Origin of the sequence: Streptomyces sp. NPDC050145 (assembly GCF_044460245.1) — a bacterium.
Classification (GTDB): domain Bacteria; phylum Actinomycetota; class Actinomycetes; order Streptomycetales; family Streptomycetaceae; genus Streptomyces.
On the sequence record NZ_JBITJS010000035.1, the window covers coordinates 1 to 18,591 of the forward strand.

Consider the following 18,591-nt stretch of genomic DNA (forward strand, 5'->3'; position numbering starts at 1 on the left):
CGCCCCCCGCCCCCCCCCCCCGGGGGGCCCCCCCCCCCCGGGGGCGCCCCCGGGGGGGGCGGGGCCACCCCCGCGACCAGCCCCCACCGGACCCGCACCCGGCGACGAACCCCGCCCCCCACCCCCGTGTCCGATTTCCGCCAGCCCCGCCCCGGAGGGCCCGGCAAAATGGGACGCATGGGCACCGAAGAAGACACCCGCTACGAAGCAGTCCGCAGCCGCGACGCCCGGTTCGACGGAGAGTTCTTCTTCGCCGTGCGGACCACCGGGATCTACTGCCGGCCCAGCTGCCCCGCCGTCACCCCGAAACGCCAGAACGTGCGGTACTACGCCACGGCCGCCGCCGCCCAGAGCTCGGGTTTCCGGGCCTGCCGCCGGTGCCGGCCGGACGCCGTGCCCGGCTCGGCGGCCTGGAACGTGCGGGCCGACGTCGTCGGGCGCGCGATGCGGCTGATCGGCGACGGGATCGTCGACCGGGAGGGCGTCGGCGGGTTCGCCACCCGGCTCGGCTACAGCGCCCGGCAGGTCCAGCGCCAGCTGACCGCCGAGCTGGGCGCCGGCCCGGTCGCGCTCGCCCGGGCCCAGCGCGCCCACACGGCCCGCCTCCTGCTCCAGACGACCCCGCTGCCGGTCACCGAGATCGCGTTCGCCGCCGGTTTCGCCAGCGTCAGGCAGTTCAACGACACCGTCCGCGAGGTCTACGCCCGCACCCCGACCGAGCTGCGGGCCGACGCCCCCGAGCGCGGCCGCGCCGTCGCCGGGATCCCGCTCCGGCTCGCCCACCGCGGCCCCTACCGCGCCGGGCCGGTCTTCGACGACCTCGCCCGTGAACGCGTCGACGGGATCGAGGAGTTGACGGGAGAGCCCGGGGCGCGCGTGTTCCGGCGCACGCTGCGGCTGCCGTACGGCACCGGCATCGTGTCCGTCGACGAGGCCGCCCACGAACAGCCCGGCACCCGCGCCGAGCACCGCGGCGGCTGGCTCGACGCCCGCATCCACCTCACCGACCTGCGCGACCTGACGACCGCCGTCGGGCGCCTGCGCCGCCTGTTCGACCTCGACGCCGACCCGTACGCGATCGACGAGCGGCTCGGCGCCGATCCGGAACTCGCCCCGCTGGTCGCCGCCCGGCCCGGCCTGCGCTCGCCCGGGGCCGCCGACGCCGAGGAGTGCGCCGTGCGGGCCGTCGTCGGGCCGGGGGAGGCGGCGCGGCTCGTCGAGCGGTACGGCAAGCGGCTCGACGCGCCCTGCGGCGGGCTCGACCGTGTCTTCCCGGCCCCGGACGCCCTCGTCGACGAAGACGGCACGCTCGGCGCCCTCGCCCGCGCGCTCGCCGACGGGACCCTGCGGCTCGACCCCGGGGCCGACCGCGACGACGCCGAGGTCGTGCTCCGGGCCCTGCCCGGGATGGACGCCCGCACGGTCGCGCTGATCAGGATGCGCGCCCTCGGTGACCCCGATGTGGCCGTGCCGGGCGACGACCTGACCGGCCGGGCCCGGGGCGACGCCTGGCGGCCGTGGCGTTCCTACGCGCGTCAGCACCTCCTCGTAGAAAGCTCGCAGAAAGAAAGTGGGAAGCATCGTGACTGACCAGAGCGTGCACCAGGACGTCCACCAGAACCTGCCCCCGGCCGTGTACTACGCGATCTTTCCGAGTCCGCTCGGGGAGCTGCTGCTCACCGGGGACGCGGGCGGGGCGCTGACCTCGCTGTCGGTGCCCGGGCAGAAGGGCGGGCGGAGCGTGGGGGAGGGGTGGGTGCGGGACCAGGCGCGGTTCGCGGAGGCGGGACGGCAGCTCGCGGCCTACTTCGCCGGTGAACTCAAGGACTTCCGGCTGGAGTTGAGGCCGGAGGGGACCGAGTTCCGGCGCAGGGTGTGGGACGCGCTCGACGACGTGCCCTACGGCGCCACCACCACGTACGGCGAGGTGGCCGCCCGGATCGGCGCCTCGCGTGCCGCCGTCCGCGCGGTCGGCGGAGCGGTCGGCGCGAACCCGCTCCTGATCGTGCGGCCCTGCCACCGCGTCATCGGCGCCGACGGCTCCCTCACCGGGTACGCCGGCGGCCTCGAACGGAAGGTCCAGCTGCTGACCCTGGAAGGCGGCGTCTGAGGTCCGGGGTGCCTGAGCATCTGAGCGCGGCATCACCATGAGTGAGCAGCGGCCACCCCGCCGTACATCCACACTCATGGTGGTTCTGTGCATTTTTGCAGGCGAGGGGATGGAAGCCGGACGAGGGTGCCCATCTCGCTGAGAGCCGCCACGGCCCCCCGTGATAACACGGAGTGACCAATTCCGAAGGGGGCCTCGCGCTCAATGGGTATCTTCAGCCGTCGTCGGACCGAGACGCTCGAACCGGACACGCCGGCCGGTGGCGGCGTCGCCGTGCTCGACCTCGATCCCTCGCTGCGCACGCTGACCGGGCACTGGGTCATCGACCGCCCGCACAGCCGCATCGGCTTCTCCGTCCGGCACGCCATGGTGACCACGGTGCGCGGCGCGTTCGCGGACTACGACAGCAGCCTGTACTTCGACGGGACCCGCCCCGAGGAGTCGCGCGCCGAGCTCGTCATCCGGGTCGCCAGCGTCGACACGGGCGTCGAGCAGCGCGACGCGCACATCGCGGGCACCGACTTCTTCGACGCCCGCCGCTTCCCGGAGATGTCCTTCCGCAGCACCTCCACGGTGCACAACGGCGGCGGGACCTTCCTCATGCGGGGCGACCTCACCATCCGTGACGTGACCCGCCCCGTCGACCTGCAGCTCGACTACCTCGGCTCCGTCCTCGACCCGTTCGGCTTCGAGCGGGCCGGGTTCGACGGGACCACCACCATCGACCGCACCGACTGGGGCCTGGTCTACAACCAGCGCCTGGAGGCGGGCGGCACGATGGTGAGCGAGAAGGTCCGCCTCCAGTTCGACATCTCGGCGATCCGCGCGTCCCGGCCGGAGTAGCCGCCGCCGGGCGGCGCTACGCGGGCAGGCCCCAGCGGGGGGCCGCCGCGTTCGGCGTGACCGGGGCGACCGTCAGGTCCGGGTGGTCGCCCGCCGCCGTCACCAGCGCCGATCCGCCCTTGGCGAGGCGGATCCGGATCGCGCCGTCGCCCGCGTCCTCGTACGGCAGCGGTGCGCCCGCGCCGTCGCGGACCTCGACCGGGCCCGCGATGCCGTGCCGCACCACGCACGGCGCGCCCGCCTCGCTGACCAGCCGCACCCAGCGCGTGACACCCTTCTCGCGGACCGCGCTGAGCAGGAACGCGCCCTGGGTGCGGAAGTCGTGCACCGCCAGGTCCGCCCAGGAGGCGGGCAGCGCCGGGAAGACGCGGATCGTGCCGCCCCAGGACTGGCACACCATGTCGTGCAGGGACTGGGCGGCGGACAGCGGCGTCTCGATCACCGGGCCCGTCTCCTTGTACATGGTGTTCGCCTGGATGAAGCGGCTCATCAGCTGCCCCAGGTACTTCAGCGCGTCGTCGCCCTTGCCGAGCAGCGCCGACATCGACGCCGCGCCCGTGAACGTGTAGCCCTGCAGGGCGCCCTCGAAGCCGACCCAGTGCGCGAGGGACCTCTCGATCAGGGCCCGTTCGCCGGCTGTGCTGCCCGTCAGCTCGTACAGCGGGTACACGGCGAGCAGGTGCGAGTAGTGGCGGTGCGACTTCGCGAAGGGGATGTCGGCGCCGATCATGAAGCCGTTCGCGTCCGTCGGGTACGGGACGCGCTTGGCGAGGACCTCGCGCCAGCGCGGCGCCAGCTCGTCGTCGACCCCGAGGATCTCGACCGCTTCGAGGAGCGTGCGGCAGCCCCAGCTCAGCAGCATCAGGTCGTAGTTGCAGTCGCGGGTGGTGCCGCCGTACTCGGGGGAGTAGGTGGCGGGCAGATGCAGCTTGCCGTCGGCGCCCGGCTCCAGGAAGTGCAGGTAGTAGTTCACGGCCTTGCGCAGCAAGGGGTACAGGGTGTCGCGCAGGATCGCCTCGTCCATGGTGTGGCGGTAGCTGAGCCACACGTTGTGCAGCGCCCAGGCGAGGTTGCCGACCTCGGGGGTGGGCGGGTCCTGGCCGGGGATGCCGACGCCGTAGCCCTGCGCGTTGCTGGTCGCGCCGCCGTTGACGAGCCGGGCGTCGGTGGTGCGGGGGACGCCGAGGGAGTCGGCGCGGTAGGCGGGCGCCATCTCGGCGGTCAGGTTCTCGCGGAACTCGCCGAGCGCGCGGGTCACCGCGTCGAGCTCCAGGTGGTTGGAGCCGTGGATGAGCCAGTACTCCAGCTGCACGTTCAGGTTCCACCAGGTCGCGGGCCACGGCGTCGACTCCAGCCAGGGCCCGCAGGTCGCCATGACCGGGGCGTCGCGGCGGGCCGCCGACGCCGTCTTGTACAGCTGGATCCAGTAGAACCGCTGGATCCGCGCGTCCGGCACCGACAGGAAGCTCTTGCGGTAGTACGCGCGCCACCAGGCGCGGTGCGGGGCGGCCAGGGTGTCGTACGGGAGCTTCGCGGCGGCCCGTACGTTCGCCAGGGCGCGGTCGCGGGCGGTCGCCGACGGGAACGAGTGGCGCACGTCGGCGTACAGGGTGCGACCCTCACCCTGCGTGACCTCCCGCCAGGCCGTGACGTGCTCGCCGCCGGACAGCAGCGACTGCACGGCGGCCTCGGTGCCGTCCTCTTCCGTGGAGATCCGCGCGGGCGGATTGCCCTGGTAGCCGGCGGGGGTCGGCTGGAACGCGGTGCGGGGGCTCTTCGCGTCGGCCGGGTGGAACACCCAGCGGAAGGCGCGCTCGCCCTCGCTCGGGACGACCTCGACGGCGAGCACGGAGCGGCTGGTGTGGACGTGGGCGCGCAGGCGCAGGGTGCCCTGGTCGGTGGTGAGAGTGCCGGTCAGCTCGGCGTCGCGCAGGCCGAGCCGCCAGTCGAGGCCGGTGATCGTGCCGACCGGCTCCAGGGTGAAGTGGCCGATCGGCAGCCGGGCGAGACCGAAGAGGGAACCGAACTCGGGGCGGTGGTCCTGCACCTCGGAGTGCTGGACGTTGAACCGTACGGCGTTCTGGCCGGGCTCCTGGTAGATGCCGCTGCCCAGAAAGCCGTTGCCGAGGTACGGGCCCTCGTACCAGGTCTTCGGCATCCTCCGCCAGACGAGGTCGGCGTCGTCCAGGACGGTGCGCCAGGCGTCGGGAGCGGCGGTCACGCTGTCTGTGGTGACCGCTCCGGCCGGGGACGCCTGGGCGGGCAGGGCGCCCGCGGCACCGACCAGGGCCGCACCGCCCAGCGCGGATCCGGTGGCGAGCACGGTGCGGCGGGACGGTCTGGGCATGACGCCTCCTGGCGGCCGAATTCATCGGAGCTGTCCACTGCCGAAAGGTAGAGATGGGGCGTGGGCACGTCAATACGACGGGATAGATCCGATGGCTTCCGAGGCGGTGGTGCGGGTCCGCTTCCGAGGGCGGGGCTCCGGCTCAGCCCCAGATCACCGCGCCGAGCCACGCCGCCACGATCAGCAGGCATGCGAACAGCTCGGCCAGCACGCTGGAGCCTCCCGCCCGCATGGCCGTCCGGGTCGACGCCTTCGCGTCCCCGTGCCCGCCGAGCCGCAGCCGCTCGGACAGGTAGATCCCGCCGATGAACCCCGGGATCGCGCCGATCACCGGGATCACACAGAAACCGATCAGCGCCCCCAGGCCCATCCAGACCGAGAGTCTGCGGGTCGCGCCCGCCTGCCGCAGCCGGCGCGGCGGCAACTGCCAGCGCAGCACCTGGGAGGCGAGCAGCACCGCCGTGGCGCCGACGAGGACACCCCAGGCCAGCCCGGTCGGGTCGCGCAGCGCCCACACGGCCACCGCGGCCCACACCAGCCACGAGCCGGGCACACCTGGCACCAGCACTCCACACACGCCGAGCGCCATCACGGCTCCGACCAGCAGGAGTTCCCACGCTCCCATGAGCTCAGGTTGCCATGATCAAGCTCCCCCGGCGATCTAGAAAGCCCCGACCGAACCCGCCCGGGGCGTGCGCGCCCCCGCCGGAACCCGCCCTGCCGGTACCCGGGCGCGGACGGTTCGCCGAACCCACCGGCCCTCCGCCACCCCCGCCCGGCCCCGGCGGCACGCGCCGATACGCACCACCACGCGCCGTGCCGCTGGGCACTCGGGGATCACTGGAGCCGGAGCGCGTCGGACTTCGACGCCGCGCGCCGTGTCCCGTCCGGTTCCGGCGGGTACTCGCCCGCACCTCCCGGCGCGCGCCGTGCAGTCAGGCGGCCGTCCCGGTCGCATCAGACGGCGCCCCTCGGCATCCGCCGCAGCCGGATCCCGTCCGGACCCGGTGGCACGCGCCGTGCCGCCGGCCAGCCATCCGGCTAGCCAGCCAGGCGGTGCCTCTCGGGGGCCACCGGAGGCGGAACGCGTCGGATCTCGACGCCGACCGCCGTGTCCCGTCCGGCCGCGGCGGTATCCGCCGTGCAGCCAGCCAGCCAGCCAGCCAGCCAGCCAGGCGGCCGTCACCGTCGCATCAGGCGGCGCCCCTCGGGTCACCGGAGCCAGGCTCCCGCCGGATCCAGTCCTGGTCGGCGCCCCGCAGACGACGGCTCGCCGGATCCGTCGCCTCAGCCCCCACGTGTCGTCCCGCACCCGCCGGAGGCGATCAGCGGGCCACCCAGCCCCGCTCGTACGCGTGCCACCCCAGCTGCAGCCGCGTCGTCACGCCCGCGAGTTCCATCAGGCGTTTCACCCGGCGCTGGACCGTGCGCAGGCCCAGGTCGAGTTGTTTGGCCACGCTCGCGTCGGTGAGGCCGGCGAGGAGGAGGGAGAGGATCTCCAGGTCCGCGCCGTCCGGGCCGTCGACGCCCTCCTCCGTCACGTGGCCGCTCGCCCCGAGCCGCAGGGGCAGCGCCTGGCGCCACACCGCCTCGAAGAGTCCGCTCAGCGATTCCAGCAGCCCGCTCGCGTGCACCACGAGCGCCGCCGGCTCGGAGGTCTGCGAGGTCAGCGGCACCAGGGCGAGCGTCCCGTCGGCGATCACCAGCTTCGTCGGCACCCGGTCCACGACCCGCACCTCCTCGTCCCGGCCGATCGCCGCGGACAGCTCGGTCAGGCCCATCGGCAGCGAGAGCACCTCCCGCTCGACCACCACCCGGTAGCGCACACCGCGGCTGACGGCCTGCGGCTCCGCCTCGTTCTCCATCCCCGAGACCGCGATCGGTTTCCCGGTGACCAGCGCGCACACCTCCTCGGCCGCGCCCAGCTGGATCTGCAGGAAGCGCTGCGAGACCGCCGCCGCCCCCGTCACCACCTCGACCAGGTCGTGCACCGCCGGCTGCGCGTCCTGCGCCCGGAACTCCTCGGCGAGTATCGCCGCCGCCAGCTCGGCCTTGTCCAGCTCGTGCCGCCGCTGGGTGAGCAGCGCGCCGAGCGCGACCCCGGGCGGCGCCGCCACCCAGCGCCCGGGCCGCCCCGAGGACTGGGCCGCGAGCCCGTGCCGCTCGAGCCGGCGCAGCGCCCGCTCCGTGTCGTACTCCGCGAGGGCGAGCCGTCGCGCCAGGTCCGGCACCTCGGCCGCGCCCACCGTCACCAGTGCGCGGTACGCCGCCTCGTGCACCTCGTCCAGACCTATCGCACCCAGCATGCGTGTGATGCCCCTCCCAGACCGTCCGTTCCGTCACCCCCGTGGCGGGAAAGAGCCACGGCACAAACCCGCCGCGCCCATCTTCCCCTGTACCGGCGGTGACTCTGCCAAGGTCATGCCACCGCAGCATCAACACCCGCCGGGAATACGTGGTTTGCCCCGTATTCACCTGCGCATTCATGTGGGGAGAGCGAGCGATGCGTCCGATATCGCGTGGGGTCCTGGGCACGGCGACCGCCGTCGTCCTGGCCGTCACGGCGGCCGTTCCGTCCGGGGCCGCGGAGGGGGCGGCCCCGGACGGCGGACGGCCCCTGGTGGGCAGCCAGGCCGCCGCCAAGAAGGGCACGACCGCCACCGTCACCCTGGTGACCGGCGACCGCGTGCAGGTCGTCACCGCGGCCGACGGCACCACCACCGCCACGGCCCTGCCCGGCGAAGACGGCAGCACCCCGCTGCTCCAGACCCGGCAGTCCGGCAAGAACCTCTACGTGTACCCGGCCGGCGCCGTCGAGGCGCTCGCCGCGGGCCGAGTCGACGAGGAACTCTTCAACGTCACCGGCCTCATCCGTCAGGGCTACGACGACGCCCACAGCGAGACGCTGCCGCTGATCGCCACCTACGACCGGTCGGTCGACGTGCAGCGGGCCGTGCCCGCGACCCCGCGCGGCGCCGAACGCGGCCAGGTCCTCGAACCGGTCGACGGCGTCGCCCTGAAGGCCGACAAGAAGAAGGCCGCGTCCTTCTGGGCCGACCTCACGAACCCGAAGTCCCGCAGCACCGGCGACCTCAAGAAGCTGTGGCTCGACGCCAAGGTCGAGGCGCTGCTCGACCGGTCGACCAAGCAGGTGAACGCCGACCAGGCCTGGGCCGCCGGATACGACGGCAAGGGCACCAAGGTCGCCGTCCTCGACACCGGCGTCGACGCGGAACACCCCGACCTCAAGGGCCGGATCGCCGAGTCGAAGAACTTCACCGACTCCGACGATACCGACGACCACCACGGTCACGGCACCCACACCACGTCCACCGTCGGCGGCTCCGGCGCCGCGAGCGACGGCAAGAAGAAGGGCGTAGCCCCCGGCACGTCGCTCCTGCACGGCAAGGTCCTCAACGACTACGGCGAGGGCGCCACCTCCTGGATCATCGCCGGCATGCAGTGGGCCGTCGACCAGAAGGCCGACGTCGTCTCCATGAGCCTCGGCAACCCGTCCGAGCTCGACTGCTCCGACCCCATGGCGCAGGCCACGCAGGAACTCGCACGGTCCGCGAAGGACACCCTCTTCGTCATCGCGGCCGGCAACTCCGGCCCGAGCAACAACACGGTGTCCTCGCCCGGCTGCGTCCCCGAGGTCCTCACCGTCGGCGCCGTCGACCGCGACGACACCACCGCGGACTTCTCCAGCCGCAGCCCCGTCCAGCGCACCCACACCCTGAAGCCGGAGATCGCCGCCCCCGGCGTCGCCATCTCCGCCGCCGCCGCGGGCGGCCGGGGCGTCTACGCGTACCAGTCCATGAGCGGTACGTCGATGGCGACCCCGCACGTCGCGGGCGCCGCCGCCATCGTCAAGCAGCGCCACCCCGACTGGACCGCACGGCAGATCAAGGAGGCGCTCGTCTCCTCCGCGAAGTCCGACATCCCCGGCGACGTCCGGGAGACCGGCGGCGGGCGCCTCGACGTGAAGGCCGCCATCGATCAGAAGGTCATCGGCACCGACGCCGTCCAGGGCGGCACCTTCACCTGGCCGCAGAGCGACGCCGACCGCACCGACGTCACGGTGCCGTACACCAACACCACCGACAAGCCGGTGCAGTTGAAGCTGTCCGTCGACCGCGTCACCGGCAACGACGGCTCCACCGTCCGCAGCCAGGTCGCCAGGCTCGGCGACCGCACCGTCACCGTCCCCGCGGGCGACACCGTCAAGGTCCCGCTGACCGTCGACCCGGGCGCCGAGCTCAAGGCCGCCCAGTACGGCGACGTCACCGGCCGCGTCCTCGCCACCGGCCCCGGCGGGACGCACATCAGCACGCCGTTCTCCCTGTACGTGGAGCCCGAGACCGTCACCCTCAAGGTGAAGATCCTCGACCGGCGCGGCGAACCCGCCGCCGGCAGCACCTCCGTCGACCTCATCGGCACCGACGACGCCTCCGGCGAACGCCGCTTCAACGACGGCGCCACCGAGCAGACGTACCGGATCCGCCCCGGCGCCTACTTCCTGTCGAGCTTCGTGGAGACGCCCACCGCGACCGGCACCGCAGCCGACTCGGCGACCTTCCTCGGCCGCCCGCAGGTGAACATCACCAAGGACACCACCGTCGTCCTCGACGCCCGCGAGGCGCACCGGCTCGGCATCCGCACCGAACGGCCCACCGAAGTGCGCGGCGCCACCCTCGGGTTCGCCCGCACCTGGGACAACTGGCTGCACGGAGCCACCATCCAGGGCGGCCGCGGCCTGAACGCCTACTACGCCGACGTCCGGGGCCGCGCCCAGGACGGCACCTTCGAGTTCGACAGCTTCTGGCGCGCCGCCGCGCCCCAGATCACCGAACTCGCCGTCGAGGGCGGCCCCGTGCTGCACCCGACGACCGGCTCCACCAGCTCCATGAACCTCGACGGCGAGGACTCCGCCCGCATCGTCGACGGCAAGAGCGGCACGGCCGAGGAACTCGCCGCGGCCAAGGGCGAGTTGGCGCTCGTCAAGCTGCCCGAGGGCGGCTCCGTGAGCACCCTCGCCCGGACCGCCGCCAAGGCCGGGGTCAAGGGGCTCGTCCTCTACCGCGAGGCGGCCGGCCGCTGGTACCCGAGCGTCGGCTTCGTCGGCGGACCGCTCCCGGTCCTCGCCCTGGAGACCGCCGAGGGCACGGACCTCGCCGCGCGCATCGCCGCCGGAGAGACCACCCTGCGCTGGAAGGCGACGGCCAAGAGCCCGTACGTGTACACGCTGGCCTTCCCCGAGACCCAGGTCGGATCCGAGCGCGTCTACCGGGTCCGCGACCGCGACCTCGCCACGAACCGTGCCACCTACCGCGGCATGGGCACCACCGCCGACTACGTCGACCTGCCCTCGATGGTCCGCCCGAGCGGACTGTCCGCGAGCTTCGGCGAGTTCGCCACCGTCCCCGCCCCGTTCACCCGCACCGAGCTGTACTCGGCCGGTGACACCGGCTACGGCCACATGGTGTCCAGCAGCTTCCCCTGGGGCGAGTTCATGGTCGACCCGGTGCGCACCTACAAGAAGGGTGAGCAGCGCAAGGAGGAGTGGTACGGCGGGGTCGTCGGCCCGACCAGCCCGCTCGACGGCGCCGGGAAGCAGGTGCTCGCCGCCGAACGCCAGGGCGACCTGATCGGCGTCGCCCCCGGCTTCTGGGGCGACGGCGAACACTTCGGCATGCAGGGCTCGTTCGGCGACCTGGGCAGCATGACGCTCAAGGCCGACGGCAAGCTGATCGGGCAGAGCGCCTGGCCGTCCGGGGTCTTCGACGTGCCGGCCGAGGACGCCGCGTACGAGATGACCCTGAACACGATGAAGCTCGACAACAGCGGGGTCTGGAAGCGGTCCGCGCAGACCACGACCACCTGGTCCTTCCGCTCCCACCTCGACGAGAACGTCTACTCGCAGGGCATCCCGCTCCTCTTCCCGCACCTCACGCTCCCCGAGGACGGACTGAAGACGCTCCCCGCGAAGGACGGTCAGCGGATCGGCCTCTCGGTCACCGGCCACACCGGCTACACGCCGGGCGAGCTCACGAAGGCCGCCGTCTCCTACTCGTACGACGACGGGCAGACCTGGACCGAGGCCGCGACGGCGCAGAAGGACGGCGCCTGGACCGCGACCGTGGACCACACCGGCGCCACGGGCAAGCAGGTCACGGTGAAGGTCGCCCTGACCGACGCGAAGGGCAACGCGGTCACCCAGACCGTCCACCGCGCCTACGACGTGCGCTAGTGCGCTAGCTCGAAGGTTCGACGCGTCACCTGAACCGGTCCGCCGGGCGGCCCTCCCGTGGGGGGTGGGGCCGCCCGGCGGACCATTTTCGTGCCCGAATTTCCCGATGCCCCGTTTTCGTACGCCCCGTGCTGTGGACAATAAGGGCATGAGTCAGCAGGGGGACAGGCCCGTCGGTCGACCGCTCCAGGAGGACGACTGGTGGGGGCAGTTGTACGAGAACGAGCGCGCTGTCGACGACACCGGCCCCACCCCGGCGGCCGACACCCTCGACGACCGCTTCGCCTCGGTCGGCGCGCTCGCGGCGCCGCCACCGGAGCCCGGCCCGGTCCCGGCTCCCCGCGCCGTGCCGGAGGCCGCCGACACCGCCGAACCCGAACCTGAGCCCGACCCCGAGCCCGCTCAATCCGAGCCCGCTCAATCCGAGCCCGCCGAGCCCGAACCCGCCGGGATCGCCTATGTAGGAGACGGCCCGCCCACCTACGACGCCGAGCCCACCGCGCTGCCCGCCGCCGACCCCGAGGACCTCGACGACCTCGTCGCCGACACCGTGCTCGACGGCGCCCGGTACGGGGCCTGCACCCTGCGGGCCGTCTCCGTGCGCGGGGACTCCGCCCGCTACCGGGGCGAGCCGAGACGGGACAGTCTGCTCACCGCACGCTTCGGCAGCGGCGCCGGGGCACTGATCCTCGTCGCCATGGCCACCGGCACCCGCGCCGTCCCGGGCGCCCACCGCGCCGCCGCCGAGGCCGTCGACTGGATCGGCCGGGCCGTCGGGCTCAGCCACGCCCGGCTCGCCGACGACATCCGCACCGGACGCCGCGGCGACCTCAAGTCGGGGCTGCACCGGCTCACCGACCGCAGCCTCGGCAAGCTGCGGGCCGGCGCCGCCGAGCAGGGCCTGGACCCCGACGCGTACGCCGCGACCCTGCGCTGCCTGCTCGTCCCCGCCGACCCCCGGTGCCGCACCCGCGTCTTCTTCGGAGTGGGCGGCGGCGGCCTGTTCCGGCTCCGCGACGGCGACTGGCAGGACATCGAGCCGAGCGTCGCCGAGCAGAGCGTCGGCGCCCCCGTCGTCGGCTTCGGGGCGGCGCCCCCGGAAGCGACCCCCGAGGGCGACCGGCTCACCATGGACCTCGGCATCACCACCCCGCCCAGCCCCTACGAACCGGCGCCCGAGCCGCCCCGCGCCCCCTTCCTGTTCCGGGCCTCCGTCGCCCGACCGGGTGACACCCTGCTGCTGTGCACGGCGGGCCTCGCCGAGCCGCTGCGCGGCGAACCCGAACTGGCCCGCCATCTCGCGGGCCGCTGGGCGCACGACGAGCCCCCGGGCCTCACCACGTTCCTCGCGGACGCCCAGGTCAGGGTGAAGGGCTACGCCGACGACCGCACGGCCGCGGCCGTCTGGGAGGCGTGACGGCGCCCCGTGTGAATTCATGGACTCTGGACAGAAGCGGGCATACAGCGATCTGGGTTCCGAAGGGGCGCGTGAGTCATGGCCAAGCAGAACGTCGCCGAGCAGTTCGTCGACATCCTCGTCCGCGCGGGCGTCAAGCGCATGTACGGAGTCGTCGGCGACAGCCTGAACCCGGTCGTCGACGCCATCCGCCGCAACAGCGCCATCGACTGGATCCACGTACGCCACGAGGAGACCGCCGCGTTCGCGGCCGGCGCTGAGGCGCAGATCACCGGGAAGATGACCGCCTGCGCCGGCTCCTGCGGGCCCGGCAACCTGCACCTGATCAACGGCCTGTACGACGCGCACCGCTCCATGGCCCCCGTCCTGGCGCTCGCCTCGCACATCCCCTCCAGCGAGATCGGCCTCGGCTACTTCCAGGAGACCCACCCCGACCGGCTCTTCCAGGAGTGCTCGCACTACAGCGAGATGATCTCCACCCCGAAGCAGATGCCGCGCGTGCTCCAGACCGCCATCCAGCACGCGGTCGGCCGGTCGGGCGTCAGCGTCGTCACGCTGCCGGGAGACGTGGCCGACGAGCCAGCCCCGGAGCGCTCCGTCGAGACCGCGATCGTCACCTCACGGCCCACCATCCGCCCCGGCGACACCGAGATCGACCGGCTCGTCGAGATGATCGACGAGGCGGAGAAGATCACCCTGTTCTGCGGCAGCGGCACCGCGGGCGCGCACGCCGAGGTCATGGAGTTCGCCGGGAAGATCAAGTCCCCGGTCGGCCACGCCCTGCGCGGCAAGGAGTGGATCCAGTACGACAACCCGTACGACGTCGGGATGAGCGGTCTGCTCGGCTACGGCGCCGCCTACGAGGCCACCCACGAGTGCGACCTGCTGATCCTGCTCGGCACCGACTTCCCCTACAACGCGTTCCTGCCGCAGAAGGACGTCAAGATCGTCCAGGTCGACGTGCGGCCCGAGCACCTCGGCCGGCGCTCCACCCTCGACCTCGCCGTGTGGGGCGACGTCCGCGAGACGCTGCGCTGCCTCACCCCGCGCGTGAAGCCGAAGGAGAACCGGCGCTTCCTCGACAAGATGCTGAAGAAGCACGCCGACCACCTCGAAGGCGTCATCAAGGCCTACACCCGCAAGGTCGAGAAGCACGTCCCGATCCACCCCGAGTACGTCGCCTCCGTCCTCGACGAACTCGCCGCCGAGGACGCCGTGTTCACCGTCGACACCGGCATGTGCAACGTGTGGGCCGCCCGCTACATCTCGCCCAACGGCCGCCGCCGCGTCATCGGCTCCTTCTCGCACGGCTCGATGGCCAACGCGCTGCCGATGGCGATCGGCGCCCAGTTCGTGGACCGCGGCCGCCAGGTGATCTCCATGTCCGGCGACGGCGGCTTCGCCATGCTGATGGGCGACTTCCTCACCCTCGTGCAGTACGACCTGCCGGTGAAGGTCGTCCTGTTCAACAACTCCGCGCTGAGCATGGTCGAGCTGGAGATGCTCGTCGCGGGCCTCCCGTCGTACGGCACCACGAACAAGAACCCCGACTTCGCCGCCGTCGCCCGCGCGGCCGGCGCCTACGGGGTCCGCGTCGAGAAGCCCAAGCAGCTCGCGGGCGCCCTGAAGGACGCCTTCAAGCACAAGGGCCCCGCGCTCGTCGACATCGTCACGGACCCGAACGCGCTGTCCATCCCGCCGAGGATCAGCGCCGAGATGGTCACCGGCTTCGCCCTGTCCGCCTCCAAGATCGTGCTCGACGGGGGAGTGGGCCGCATGGTCCAGATGGCCCGCTCCAACCTCCGCAACGTGCCCCGGCCCTGACCCTCCTCACGCCGGCCGCAGCCGCAGCGTCAGGATCTGGAACGGCCGCAGGTCGAGCCTGAGCCCGCGGTCCGAGGTGGCCGCGGGCCGCAGCGGCCGCTCCAGCAGGTCCGTCTCGTCGGCGCCCGCCACCGGGAACGACGCGGTGAGCGTCGCCGAGGCGCGCCCGCCGCGCGACTCGTAGAGCCGCACGATCACGTCACCGCCGCGGTCCTCCGCGAGCTTCACCGACTCGATGGTCACCGCCGGGTCGTCGACGGTCACGAGCGGCGCGAGCGCGGGCGCCGGCGCGATCCGCAGCGGCAGATTGAGCGCGAGCCCCTCCGCGACCGCCTCGCCCGTGCCCGCCCCCGGCAGCAGCGCGTACGTGAAGCGGTGCGTGCCGAGGTCGGTCTCCGGGTCGGGGCTGTGCGGCGCCCGCAGCAGCGTGAGCCGGACCGTGGTGCCGAGACCCCGCTCGTGCGGGGTCCGCGTCACGTCGTGCCCGTACGTCGAGTCGTTGAGCAGCGCCACCCCGTAGCCGTCCTCCGCGACCCGCAGCCAGCGGTGCGCGCAGATCTCGTAACGGGCCGCGTCCCAGCCGGTGTTGGCGTGCGTCGCCCGGTGCACATGGCCGAACTGGATCTCGGCCGCCGACCGCTCCGCGTGCACGTCCAGCGGGAACGCCGCCTTCAGGACCTTCTCCGACTCCTGCCAGTCCACGTCCGTGACCACGTCGAGCCGCCGGCTGCCCGCCGCGAGCCGGTACTCCTGCGTGATCCGCGACGCCCCGAAACCGCGCACCACCCGCACCGCGACCCGCAGCGGCCCCTCCTCCACCAGCTCCACCGACTCGGCGTCGGTCAGGTCGGTGCGGGTGTGCCGGTAGTGCGCGTCCAGGTCCCAGGCGTCCCACTGGGTGGGGTGGTCGGGGTGCAGCTGGAGCAGGTTGCCGCGCGTCCCGGGCGCGAGGACCTCCCGGCCGCCGTGGTCCAGATCCCGTACGGAGGCGAGCAGCCCGTCGCGGTCCACGGTGACCGTCAGATGCTCGTTGGCCAGGACGATCGCCCCGTCGTCGACCGTCGCCGCCGCGTGCGCGCCCGGCCCGTGCGAGGCCGTCGCGTCCCCGTCCAGCGGCCGCACGGCGAGCCCGTCGACGTCCACCCGCACCAACTGCCCCTCGTGCGCGAGGACTTCACTGCGCGGATACGGCGACGCGTTCAGCACGGCGGGCCCGCCCCCGCCGAGCCGCGCCGCAGCCTGTGCCGTGATCCCGTCCAGCTCCGCCAGCACCCGCGCGTACGTCTCCCGCGCCTCCCGGTGCACCCAGGCGATCGAGGACCCGGGCAGGATGTCGTGGAACTGGTGCAGCAGCACCGTCTTCCAGATCCGGTCCAGATCCTCGTACGGATAGGCGTACGAGGGATCGCGCAGCGCGGCGCTCGCGCACCACAACTCCGCCTCCCGCAGGGCGTGTTCGGACCTCCGGTTGCCCTGCTTCGTCTTGGCCTGCGTCGTGTACGTCGCCCGGTGCAGCTCCAGATACAGCTCCCCGGACCACACCGGCGCCCGCTCCCCGTACTCGGCGTACGCCGTCTCGAAGAACGTGCCGGGCTTCTCGATCTCGACGCGGGGCGAGCCCTCCAGGGAGCGCAGCCGGCGCGCCTTCTCCAGCATCTCGCGGGTCGGACCGCCGCCGCCGTCTCCCCAGCCGAACGGCACGAGGGAGTGCGAGGCCGCGCCCTTCTCGGCGAAGTTCCGCTCGGCGTGGGCGAGTTCGGCCGCGTGGAACTGGGAGTTGTAGGTGTCCACGGGCGGGAAGTGGGTGAAGACGCGGGTGCCGTCGATGCCCTCCCACCAGAAGGTGTGGTGCGGCATCTTGTTCGTCTGGTTCCAGCTGAGCTTCTGCGTGAGGAACCACTTCGCGCCCGCGAGCTTCGCCAGTTGCGGGAACGCGGCCGTGTACCCGAAGGAGTCCGGCAGCCAGATCTCCTCCGTCTCCACGCCCAGCTCCTCCAGGAAGAACCGCTTGCCGTGGACCAGCTGCCGGGCCAGCGCCTCGCCGCCCGGCATGTTCGCGTCCGACTCCACCCACATCGAGCCGACCGGCGCCCAGTTGCCGTCCGCCACCGCCTTCTTGATCCGCTCCCACACGTGCGGCTGGTGCTCCTTCACCCACGCGTACTGCTGGGCCTGCGAGCACGCGAAGACCAGCTCGGGGTAGTCGCGGGCCAGCGCCGTGACGTTGGCGAAGGTGCGCGACGCCTTGCGGACCGTCTCGCGCAGCGGCCACAGCCACGCCGAGTCGATGTGCGCGTGCCCGGCCGCCGAGACCCGGTGGGCGCTCGCGTGCGCGGGCCGCGCCAGCACCTCGGCCAGCTCGGCGCGGGCGGCGGCCGCCGTGCCCGGCACGTCGTGCAGATCGAGCGCGTCGAGCATCCGCTCCAGGGCGCGCAGGATCTCGTGGCGGCGGGCCCGGTCCGGGTCCAGCTCGTGCATCAGCTCCGTGAGCACCTCCACGTCGAGCACCAGATGCCAGACGTTCTCGTCGAGCACGGCGAGATCGGCGGAGCGGAACCGGTAGAGCGGCCGGTCGCCGGCCGTCCGCACGTCGCCGAGGAACGTCGGCTCGAAGTCGCGCAGGACCGCCGGATTGGCCGCCGCCTCCAGCAGCAGGTGCACCGGCTCGCCGCCCGTGGCCCGCTCGGCGACCGTCAGATGGCGGTTGCGCGGATGGATGCCCTTGAGGGGGACGCCCGAGGCGTCGTACAGCAGCCCTTCGGCCTGGAAACCGGGTCCGTCGCCGCTGAAACCGGGGTCCACGACCACCTCGACGTGCCGCCCCGCCCACGCCTCGGGCACCTCACCGGCGAGCCGGAACCAGCTCGTCGACCAGGGCCTGCCCCAGGCGGTGCCGGTCTCGAAGGGGGCGTACGTCCCCGCCAGCGCCTCGGCCACCGGGACCGGCTCACCGGGCGCGTGCCACACGCTCAGGGCCAGCGGGGTCCGGTCGGTGTACTGGGCCGGGCGCACGAACTGGCGCATCGCCCGCTCGAGGCGGCCTTCCACGAGGTGTCGGTCGTCGTGCACGGCGGCTCCTTCTTCCCGATCTTCCCGATGCCCGGATCCGTCCCCCGGACCCTTCCCCGGCTTCCCTACCCGGACGAAGTGGTGGACGAATCAACAAGAGTGCGGACAGGGCACATGGGCATGCATTGCGTGTACGCGTTCGAGAACAGGCCGGGTGGGACGAGTCCAGAGCGAGGAAGGCACCGGGATCGGCGTGTGGGCGGGGGAATGGGACGGCAGGCACGAGGGGGCTCACCGGTGAGTGTCGGGAGCACCACGACGACAGCCATACAGGACGCGAAAGCGGCGCATGAGGAGGAAGCGCACCAGCTCAGACGCACCCTGGGCCGGGCGGACCTGCGGGCCGTGCCCGAGACCCGTCGGGCGGTGCGCGAACTGCTGCGGCACTGGGGCGACCCCGGACAGTCGGAGATCGCCGAGCTGCTGACCAGCGAACTCGTCACGAACGCACTGGTGCACACGGACCGCGAGGCCGAGATCACCGCGACGGTGCGGCCCGACGGACTGCGGGTCGAGGTCAGGGACTACACGGGACGCAGACCCGAACCGCGCACCCGGCCCGCCGACGACGGTACGCACGGCCGGGGCCTGTTCCTCGTGGAGTCGCTCGCCGACGCCTGGGGCGTGAGCGCGCCGGGCGCCGGCGATCCGGGCAAGGTCGTGTGGTTCGAACTGACCGGTGACGCCGCCTGACCACGGGGTCGGGCGGCGTCACCTGCGCGCACGGCACG

At 73.1% G+C, this 18,591-nt stretch carries 11 protein-coding genes; 7 read left to right on the forward strand and 4 right to left on the reverse strand.

Features of this window, described 5'->3' with window-relative positions; all coding sequences use genetic code 11:
- The first annotated feature begins 177 nt into the window (after positions 1-177).
- The 3 genes from ACIBTU_RS39015 (at position 178) to ACIBTU_RS39025 (ending at position 2,953) form a co-directional block, all read left to right on the forward strand.
- Positions 178-1,590 (forward strand): DNA-3-methyladenine glycosylase 2 family protein, encoded by a 1,413-nt coding sequence (locus tag ACIBTU_RS39015; RefSeq protein WP_399131538.1) that lies wholly within the window; start codon positions 178-180, stop codon positions 1,588-1,590.
- A 43-nt stretch (positions 1,591-1,633) separates the two neighbouring features.
- Entirely contained in the window at positions 1,634-2,110 is a 477-nt protein-coding gene (locus ACIBTU_RS39020; RefSeq protein ID WP_399131562.1) for a methylated-DNA--[protein]-cysteine S-methyltransferase, read from the forward strand.
- A gap of 204 nt (positions 2,111-2,314) precedes the next feature.
- On the forward strand, positions 2,315-2,953 hold the full coding sequence (locus ACIBTU_RS39025; protein WP_399131539.1) for a YceI family protein: 639 nt from the start codon (positions 2,315-2,317) through the stop codon (positions 2,951-2,953).
- Positions 2,954-2,969: 16 nt separating this feature from the next.
- On the opposite strand, the gene ACIBTU_RS39030 is transcribed toward ACIBTU_RS39025, so the two are convergent.
- The 3 genes from ACIBTU_RS39030 to ACIBTU_RS39040 form a co-directional block, all read right to left on the reverse strand.
- Positions 2,970-5,300 (reverse strand): glycosyl hydrolase family 95 catalytic domain-containing protein, encoded by a 2,331-nt coding sequence (locus tag ACIBTU_RS39030; RefSeq protein ID WP_399131540.1) that lies wholly within the window; start codon positions 5,298-5,300, stop codon positions 2,970-2,972.
- 142 nt (positions 5,301-5,442) lie between these two features.
- Positions 5,443-5,925, reverse strand: coding sequence for a DUF456 domain-containing protein (locus ACIBTU_RS39035; RefSeq protein ID WP_399131541.1), 483 nt, complete (start codon positions 5,923-5,925; stop codon positions 5,443-5,445).
- A gap of 700 nt (positions 5,926-6,625) precedes the next feature.
- The gene (locus ACIBTU_RS39040; protein WP_399131542.1) at positions 6,626-7,606 is read right to left on the reverse strand and encodes a helix-turn-helix transcriptional regulator; all 981 of its coding nucleotides are present in this window, start codon (positions 7,604-7,606) and stop codon (positions 6,626-6,628) included.
- Between the two features lie 197 nt (positions 7,607-7,803).
- On the opposite strand from ACIBTU_RS39040, the gene ACIBTU_RS39045 reads away from it, so the two are divergent.
- From ACIBTU_RS39045 to ACIBTU_RS39055, 3 genes are all read left to right on the forward strand, one after another.
- Positions 7,804-11,550 (forward strand): S8 family peptidase, encoded by a 3,747-nt coding sequence (locus ACIBTU_RS39045; RefSeq protein WP_399131543.1) that lies wholly within the window; start codon positions 7,804-7,806, stop codon positions 11,548-11,550.
- 148 nt (positions 11,551-11,698) lie between these two features.
- Positions 11,699-12,967 (forward strand): protein phosphatase 2C domain-containing protein, encoded by a 1,269-nt coding sequence (locus ACIBTU_RS39050; RefSeq protein WP_399131544.1) that lies wholly within the window; start codon positions 11,699-11,701, stop codon positions 12,965-12,967.
- Between the two features lie 78 nt (positions 12,968-13,045).
- Positions 13,046-14,791, forward strand: a complete 1,746-nt coding sequence (locus ACIBTU_RS39055) for a pyruvate dehydrogenase (protein ID WP_399131546.1) — start codon at positions 13,046-13,048, stop codon at positions 14,789-14,791.
- Between the two features lie 6 nt (positions 14,792-14,797).
- Here ACIBTU_RS39055 and ACIBTU_RS39060 read toward each other — a convergent pair whose 3' ends face one another.
- The gene (locus ACIBTU_RS39060; RefSeq protein ID WP_399131547.1) at positions 14,798-17,860 is read right to left on the reverse strand and encodes an alpha-mannosidase; all 3,063 of its coding nucleotides are present in this window, start codon (positions 17,858-17,860) and stop codon (positions 14,798-14,800) included.
- Between the two features lie 207 nt (positions 17,861-18,067).
- On the opposite strand from ACIBTU_RS39060, the gene ACIBTU_RS39065 reads away from it, so the two are divergent.
- Positions 18,068-18,553: an ATP-binding protein gene (locus ACIBTU_RS39065; protein ID WP_399131548.1), complete on the forward strand. Its 486-nt coding sequence runs from the start codon at positions 18,068-18,070 to the stop codon at positions 18,551-18,553.
- Positions 18,554-18,591: the final 38 nt, after the last annotated feature.

Coding starts and splice junctions, on each gene's coding strand:
- ACIBTU_RS39015 (WP_399131538.1), top strand. CDS start 178: ATGGGCACCGAAGAAGACACCCGCTACGAAGCAGTCCGCAGCCGCGAC.
- ACIBTU_RS39025 (WP_399131539.1), top strand. CDS start 2,315: ATGGGTATCTTCAGCCGTCGTCGGACCGAGACGCTCGAACCGGACACG.
- ACIBTU_RS39035 (WP_399131541.1), bottom strand. CDS start 5,925: ATGGGAGCGTGGGAACTCCTGCTGGTCGGAGCCGTGATGGCGCTCGGC.
- ACIBTU_RS39030 (WP_399131540.1), bottom strand. CDS start 5,300: ATGCCCAGACCGTCCCGCCGCACCGTGCTCGCCACCGGATCCGCGCTG.
- ACIBTU_RS39045 (WP_399131543.1), top strand. CDS start 7,804: ATGCGTCCGATATCGCGTGGGGTCCTGGGCACGGCGACCGCCGTCGTC.
- ACIBTU_RS39055 (WP_399131546.1), top strand. CDS start 13,046: ATGGCCAAGCAGAACGTCGCCGAGCAGTTCGTCGACATCCTCGTCCGC.
- ACIBTU_RS39040 (WP_399131542.1), bottom strand. CDS start 7,606: ATGCTGGGTGCGATAGGTCTGGACGAGGTGCACGAGGCGGCGTACCGC.
- ACIBTU_RS39065 (WP_399131548.1), top strand. CDS start 18,068: ATGGGACGGCAGGCACGAGGGGGCTCACCGGTGAGTGTCGGGAGCACC.
- ACIBTU_RS39050 (WP_399131544.1), top strand. CDS start 11,699: ATGAGTCAGCAGGGGGACAGGCCCGTCGGTCGACCGCTCCAGGAGGAC.